The sequence below is a fragment of the Hydrogenispora ethanolica genome (genome assembly GCF_004340685.1).
In the GTDB taxonomy this organism is placed as follows: Bacteria; Bacillota; UBA4882; order UBA8346; family UBA8346; genus Hydrogenispora; species Hydrogenispora ethanolica.
The window spans coordinates 40,390-46,984 of sequence record NZ_SLUN01000041.1 but is presented as its reverse complement, the minus strand read 5'-3'; the positions used below and the strand labels follow the sequence as shown (position 1 = coordinate 46,984).

6 protein-coding genes are annotated in these 6,595 nt (G+C 55.2%); 5 read left to right on the top strand and 1 reads right to left on the bottom strand.

Annotated elements, in window-relative coordinates; all coding sequences use genetic code 11:
• Positions 1-399: 399 nt before the first annotated feature.
• Positions 400-1,335, bottom strand: coding sequence for a bifunctional helix-turn-helix transcriptional regulator/GNAT family N-acetyltransferase (locus EDC14_RS22850; protein ID WP_132016783.1), 936 nt, complete (start codon positions 1,333-1,335; stop codon positions 400-402).
• A 230-nt stretch (positions 1,336-1,565) separates the two neighbouring features.
• Here EDC14_RS22850 and EDC14_RS22845 point away from each other — a divergent pair, with 230 nt between their 5' ends.
• The 5 genes from EDC14_RS22845 to EDC14_RS22830 all read left to right on the top strand — a co-directional run bounded on the left by EDC14_RS22845 (position 1,566) and on the right by EDC14_RS22830 (position 6,562).
• Complete coding sequence (locus EDC14_RS22845) at positions 1,566-2,849, top strand: ABC transporter substrate-binding protein (RefSeq protein WP_132016781.1); 1,284 nt, start codon at positions 1,566-1,568, stop codon at positions 2,847-2,849.
• Between the two features lie 81 nt (positions 2,850-2,930).
• Positions 2,931-3,815 carry a carbohydrate ABC transporter permease gene (locus tag EDC14_RS27090; protein ID WP_207930777.1) on the top strand — a complete coding sequence of 295 codons (885 nt, stop codon included), beginning with the start codon at positions 2,931-2,933 and terminating at the stop codon, positions 3,813-3,815.
• A complete protein-coding gene (locus tag EDC14_RS27085) occupies positions 3,816-4,640 on the top strand; it encodes a carbohydrate ABC transporter permease (RefSeq protein ID WP_207930776.1) in 825 nt (274 codons plus the stop codon).
• Between the two features lie 26 nt (positions 4,641-4,666).
• Complete coding sequence (locus EDC14_RS22835) at positions 4,667-5,812, top strand: glycoside hydrolase family 88 protein (RefSeq protein WP_165908249.1); 1,146 nt, start codon at positions 4,667-4,669, stop codon at positions 5,810-5,812.
• A gap of 111 nt (positions 5,813-5,923) precedes the next feature.
• A complete protein-coding gene (locus EDC14_RS22830) occupies positions 5,924-6,562 on the top strand; it encodes a lactate utilization protein (RefSeq protein ID WP_132016777.1) in 639 nt (212 codons plus the stop codon).
• Positions 6,563-6,595: the final 33 nt, after the last annotated feature.

The window sequence follows — 6,595 nt, the reverse complement described above, 5'->3', positions numbered from 1 at the left end:
AAAAGATTGAGAACCAAAAGAATACCTCCCGCGGAGGCGCAAAGGCGCAGAGTTTCGATATAAAATCAATCGTCGCTTGAATCTTTTCACTGCGCCTCCGCGCCGCTGCGGGAGAATCAAAATGGCATGCCGAAACAGCCATTATTAAAACAGTCCTTCATTCCCAGGCGCCGGTCGTTTCATAAAGATTGAGAACCAAAAGAATACCTCCCGCGGAGACGCAAAGGCGCAGAGTTTCGATATAAAATCAATCGTCGCTTGAATCTTTTCACTGCGTCTCTGCGCCGCTGCGGGAGAATAATAATAGCATACCGGATCAGCCGGGCTTTCAGGGTTTAACGGCTCCAGTGCAACGCTTCTTATCCGCTTATCTCCCGGCCAAGCCGCCATTTCTCATCATCAGGGCAAAACCAACTCGAAGGTCTGCTCGACCAGTTCTTTTCCCCAGCTATGGTTGGGATGCTCGGCCACTTTTTGGAATCCCGCTTTCCGGTACATGCGGATCGCGGTCTGTTGATCCGCGGTGGTCTCCAGGAATACGGTCCGAAACCCCTTCTCCCTGCAATATTGGAGGGCTTCCTGCAGCAGCTTGCCGCCCAGGCCGATGCCCCGGTATTGCGGATGTAGGATAAACCATCGCAACTGGGCCTTCTCCGCCGAATGCCCGACGATGGCGATAGCCCCGATCATGGTTCCATCGGCTTCGGCAAACCACACCCGGTCCCGCTCCGGATGATAGTTCTCCAGAAAATGATAGAAAGTCTTGCAGACATAGCCCTCAAACACATGGTTGTATCCGCATTCCTCAGCGTAAATCCAGCCATGGAGGTGAATCAGAGCACCGATGTCTCCCGGTTTCAGTTCACTGCGGATGATCACCCGGTCCCTGGGAAGTTCCGGTCCCGTTGATAGCAAGTCTTCGATGGTTTGCATCCCCTCAACCAGTCTTTTCCGGTCGTGGTCAGGCAAGCGGTTGAGCATCCGGTCGATCTGCCCGTCGGACAGCCGGCCCAGTTTGGCCAGGATATCCTGGCCTTGTTCCGTCAGGTAGAGATAATATTGCCGGCCGTCCTTGGCCGACTGGACCCTGTATGTAAGGCCCCGCTTTTCAAAGTGTTTGACCATCCTGCTCAAATAGCCGGGGTCAATCCGGAGTTCCTCGCTTAAGTTTTTGGCGGTGCAGTTCTCGGTATGCCCAATTTCATATAAGACACGGGCTTCGGGCAGCGAAAATTCGCTGTCCGGCAAATGCTGATCCAAAAGACCGAGAATATTGGTATAGAACCGGTTAAACCGGCGGACGGCCCGGATCAACGGTTGGCCGATGGAGTCCATCCTCATCGCTCCTTCCAACGGTATCGTAAGCTGATTATAATTCATTTAATTGACAAAATCAACTAATTTATTTGACAAAGTCAACTAAAATTTTAAACCGCCGATGCCGGTATAAGCGACTCCTGTAAAAAGCCGACCATTTCCTGAAGAATCTCCCTTCATCTATTGAGGGGCCTTTGTTACAATCGGATTACAATCCATTAAAAAATCGAATTAAGGGAGGAGATCGTATGGTCAGGAAACTCATGTCGCTGTTGATTGTTTGCGCGCTGGCGCTGAGTCTCGCCGCCGGGTGGACGCTGGCGGCGCCGAAAGAAGTCAAACTCACCATGTCTTACGCCGGAGGCGATCCCTTAACCAAACAGTTGATTCATGATATTGTGACCGCTTTCATGAAAGCCAACCCCCATATCAAGATCGAGGAGTTCCCTTCCGGTTCCGGAGCGTACACCGATTTTCTGAAGGTGAAGGATTCGGTAGGCGAGTTTCCCGACGTGGTCGAGATGCGGGATACCGCGTTGTTTGTCCGGGCCGGCAAATTGGCGCCGCTGCCCCGGGATATCGCGAACCTCTTCACGACCACGATCCCGGTATATGGAACGGTTTATACCGCGCCGATGGTCGGCCTTAATACCTCGGGGATCATGTATAACAAGAAGTTCTTCAAGCAAAACGGTTTCACCGAACCCAAGACCTATGGCGAGTTTCTGCAGTTGTGCGAGAAGATCAAGGCCAAGGGCGTCGCGCCGTTGGTGATCGGCATGAAAGACATCTGGCACATCGGTTTTTGGTTCAGCAAGTACTGGCTGGATGAGATCGGGATCAAGAATCCCAACTGGATCGCCGACCGTTACGCCGGGAAAGTCAAATTCACCGACCCGGATTTCGCCAAGGCCATGAACGGCTTGATCGACCTCTTCAAAAAAGGCTATGTCGAGCCCGGTTACATGAGCACTTCGGAGAGCCAGTGCCCGGCGATCCTGATCAGCGGCAAGGCGGCGATGTATTATTTTGGCACCAACGTATTCAAGCAGCTGCAGGATGCCGATCCCAGCTTCGAATACGGCTGGTTCTTCATCCCCGATGCCAAGGGCAAATTCAACATCATGGGCGGGCCGACCTCGCAAGGCTGGGCGCTCTCGGCCGAATGCGCCAAGGAGCCAGCCAAATACAAGGCAGGCGCCCAGTTTATTAAGTTCTTCTTCTCCAAAAGGCAATACGCTTATTTCCTGAAGAACATGAACGCCTTCCCGACCACCAAGGCCAAAGTCACCTGGAAGATGACTCCGAACATGAAAGAGGTCTTCCAATACTACACCGGCTCCAAATATCCCAAGGGATTGAACTGGAATAACGGCACCGGCATGAACGAACTGCCGCCGGCTTTCCGGAACTACACTTACAAGCTGATTCAGGAGATGTCCCTGAACATGTACAGCGTCGAGGAAGGGCTCAAGAAGATGGATGCCGAGTGGGCCAATGAAGTCAAGGACTTCAACCCCGCCAAGAAATAACTTTTTTGAACGTCAACCCAATCAAAGGCAAACGAACCTCCCGGCCCAATCCGCCGGGAGGTTCCGATTCAGAGGTGGCCCATGAAAGAAAAAATGCGTTTCGATACAATGGCTTATCTGGTGATCTTACCGGCTTTGCTCCTCTATACCGGCTTTTTAATCTGCCCGGCGCTGTCCAGCATCTATTACAGCCTGACCTCCTGGGACGGGCTGAGTCCCCAAATGAAATTCATCGGCCTGGACAACTTCGCGATGATGTTTCAAGATCCCCGTTTCTTCAATGCTTTGAAAAACACCTTGCTGCTGACCGCGGTGGTCACCGTCGCTGAGAATCTGCTGGCCCTGCTGCTGGCGGTGCTGGTGGACCGGGTTAAGTACTTCAAGAGTTTGCTGCGGAGCGCGTTCTACATCCCGGTGCTGTTGAGCGGGATTATCGTCGGTTTTATCTGGACGATCATGTACAACTACAACTTTGGGGTGATCAATAGCCTGCTTGCCGCCTGGCACTTGGAGTTTTTGAAAGTCGACTGGCTGGGGCGGCCCGAATCCGCCCTGTTCTCGATCATGCTCACCCTGACCTGGCAATGGGCCGGCTACTACATGGTGATCTATCTGGCGGCGCTCCAGGGAGTGCCCCAGGAGTTGACGGAGGCGGCCAGGATCGACGGAGCCAACCGCTTCCAGCAGTTCTGGCGGATTACCTATCCGATGCTGGCGGGCGCGGTGACCATCAACCTTACGCTGGCGCTGATCCAAGGACTGAAGGTGTTCGACCAGATCGCCGTGATGACCGACGGCGGGCCCGGCTTCGCCAGCGAGACGCTGACCTACATCATTTACAAAGTGGCCTTCGCCGATTTCAAACAGGGCTATGGCACTGCCATCGCCATCGTCCTCTTCGTCCTGATCCTGATCCTGGCCACGATCCAGATCAACATCCTGCGCAAGAGGGAGATTGAGCTATAAATGAAAAAAAGCGAATCAGGACTGGGTTTAACGGTCGTCGGCTTATTGCTGGCGGTCCTATCCTTCTTCCCGGTGTATTTCAGCCTGATTTCGGCGTTTAAAAGCAACGGCGAGATCATGCGGGACCCGGTCGCCCTGCCGACAGGGTTACGATGGGACAATTTTGTTTATCTGTGGGAACACACGCGCTATCCGGCGGCCTTTTTGCGCAGCTCCTTCCTGACCCTGACTTCGATCGCCCTGATCATCCTGGTCATCCCGATCGCCGCGTATGTCTTGGAAAGGAAGAAAGTGCGCTTCAGCGGCTTGATTTACATCTATTTCATCGCCGGGATGATGATCCCGTTTCAAGCCTATATGATTCCGCTCTTCCGGCAGTTGAAAGTTTTGGGACTCTTCGGGAACATGGCCGGGCCGATCGTCATCTATGTGGCGGGTTCGATTCCCTTCGGCACCTTGCTCTATGCCAGCTTTATCAAGGGGATCCCCAAAGAGGTGGAGGAAGCGGCGGTGATCGACGGCTGCAATACCTTGCAGACCTTTTGGAAGATCGTCTTTCCGCTGCTTACGCCGTGTACGGCCAGTCTGATCATCTTAAACGGGATGAGCATCTGGAATGATTTCTTAATGCCGATGCTGGTACTGCCCTCCAGCCAGGCCAAGACGGTGAATGTGGAGATCTTCGCCTTCGTGGATCAGTATGCCAGCCGCTGGGACGTAGTCTTCGCCGGGACGTTCTGTTCGATCATCCCGGTGCTGATCGCCTTCGTCGCGCTGCAGCAGTATTTCGTCAAAGGGATCACCGCCGGGACGGTCAAAGGATGACTCAATTTTACTTGGGAGGGAAGCCGATGGAGCAAACACTATCCTACCAGCAGGCCTATGAACTTTGTGTGGCCAAGATCCGGGCCAATCTGCCCCGGATGGCGGATGCGGTTAAGTCCTTCGCCTGGGCGGTGGACGGAGACTATTTCCAAAATCCGGAGGGGTTTTACGAGATTGGCAACTGGACGACCTCCTTCTTCACGGGAATGGCGGCCTTGGCCTTTGAGACTTCGCGCGACCCCTTTTTCCTGCAACAGCTGTACCGGTTGGCCGAAAGCTACGAAAGGAAACTCGCTGAGCACGGCATGGATACCATGCACGATCTGGGTTTTCTATACGTGCTGTATTCGGTGGCGCTGTTCCGGCTGACCGGCGATCGGCGCCACCGTCACACCGCATTGCGGGCAGCCGATGAACTGGCCAGGCGCTTCGATCTGGCCGGTGGATACATCCGGGCCTGGGGCCGGATGGACGAGGAAGACGGCGAATACGCCGGGCTGGCCATCATCGATTGCCTGATGAACCTGCCGTTGCTTTTCTGGGCCGCGGCTGCGACCGGATACCGCTTTTATCGCGATATCGCGGTAAAGCATGCCGATACCGCCTTGCGTTTTTTGATCCGGGATGACGCCTCCGTTTACCATGCTTACCGCTTCGACCCCCGGACCGGAGCGGCGGTGGGCGGCGCCAATTATTGCGGGTATGGAGTAGAATCCCATTGGGCGCGCGGCACCGCCTGGGCGATCTACGGTTTCGCATTGGCCTACGGATATACCGGGGACCTCCGTTACCTGGAAACTGCCCGGAAACTGGCGGCCAAATTCTTGGGATGTCTCGATGCCGAATGGGTTCCGGTGTGGGATTTCCGGCTTCGGCCGGGAGAACCGCCGCTGCGCGATTCCTCGGCCGCGGCGGTCGCCGTCTGCGCTTTTTATGAATTATTGAAGCACGATCCGGCCGATACCTCCTTGGCGCGGCCGGCGGAGCAGATCCTGACCAGACTATGCGCCCCGGAATACTTAGATAGCGACGCGAGCTGTCCCGGCCTGTTGAAGCGGGGCCAGATCGGCGACGGCAGCGGGAAAGGCCGCTACGCCTATACCAGCTGGGGGGATTACTTTTTCATGGAAGCGCTGGCCAGGAAGGTTCATGGCGTGAAAGGTTACTGGTGATCGGGCTGGAAAGCAAATCTGCCTTTTCTTTTACAAATTTTCGAAGGTAAAACCGGCGATTTGGCGAAGATGGGACTCGGAGAAAAATAAAAGTAGCGCGTGAGGACTATGATGAACAAATTTCGCAAATGGCAATGCCGCCGCACCGCCGAGGCGATGGTCGAAGTATTGCGGCAGAAATGTTACGACGCCCATTACGCCGAAGACTTGGATGAAGCTTTAAAAATGGTGCTGGCGATGATCCCGGAGGGGTCCAGCGTCGCGGTGGGCGGCTCGGAGACCTTGAGCGCCATGGGCTTGGTCGATATCTTGCGCCACGGCAATTACCGCTTCTTCGACCGTTACCAGGACCGCCCTTTCGAGGAGATTGTCGAGATCTACCGCCAGTCGCTGCTGGCGGACTTTCTGGTGACCGGGACCAATGCCCTCACCCGGCAGGGCGAACTGGTCAACGTGGACAGTTCCGGCAACCGGGTGGCCGGCATGATCTTCGGGCCGCGCCGGGTGATCGTGGTGGCCGGCGCCAATAAAGTGGTGGACGATCTGGCCGGGGCCTTCAAACGGCTGAAGCAGATCGCGCCGATGAACGCCTTGCGCAATGGCCACCAGACGCCCTGCGTCGAGACGGGTGTCTGCATGGACTGCCAGATCCCGGCCCGGGTTTGCAATGCGATCGGTATTATCAACCACGGCATGAAATTCGCGGGCCGGATCTCCGTGATCATGGTGGCGGAAGAGGTCGGTTTTTAAAAGCCCCGGGATAAACTCCCGGGGCCAAGCAAA

What these genes read in the sequence shown, in the direction of transcription:
- EDC14_RS22850 (WP_132016783.1), bottom strand. Translation starts at nt 1,335, where the DNA reads ATGGACTCCATCGGCCAACCGTTGATCCGGGCCGTCCGCCGGTTTAAC.
- EDC14_RS22845 (WP_132016781.1), top strand. Translation starts at nt 1,566, where the DNA reads ATGGTCAGGAAACTCATGTCGCTGTTGATTGTTTGCGCGCTGGCGCTG.
- EDC14_RS27090 (WP_207930777.1), top strand. Translation starts at nt 2,931, where the DNA reads ATGAAAGAAAAAATGCGTTTCGATACAATGGCTTATCTGGTGATCTTA.
- EDC14_RS27085 (WP_207930776.1), top strand. Translation starts at nt 3,816, where the DNA reads ATGAAAAAAAGCGAATCAGGACTGGGTTTAACGGTCGTCGGCTTATTG.
- EDC14_RS22835 (WP_165908249.1), top strand. Translation starts at nt 4,667, where the DNA reads ATGGAGCAAACACTATCCTACCAGCAGGCCTATGAACTTTGTGTGGCC.
- EDC14_RS22830 (WP_132016777.1), top strand. Translation starts at nt 5,924, where the DNA reads ATGAACAAATTTCGCAAATGGCAATGCCGCCGCACCGCCGAGGCGATG.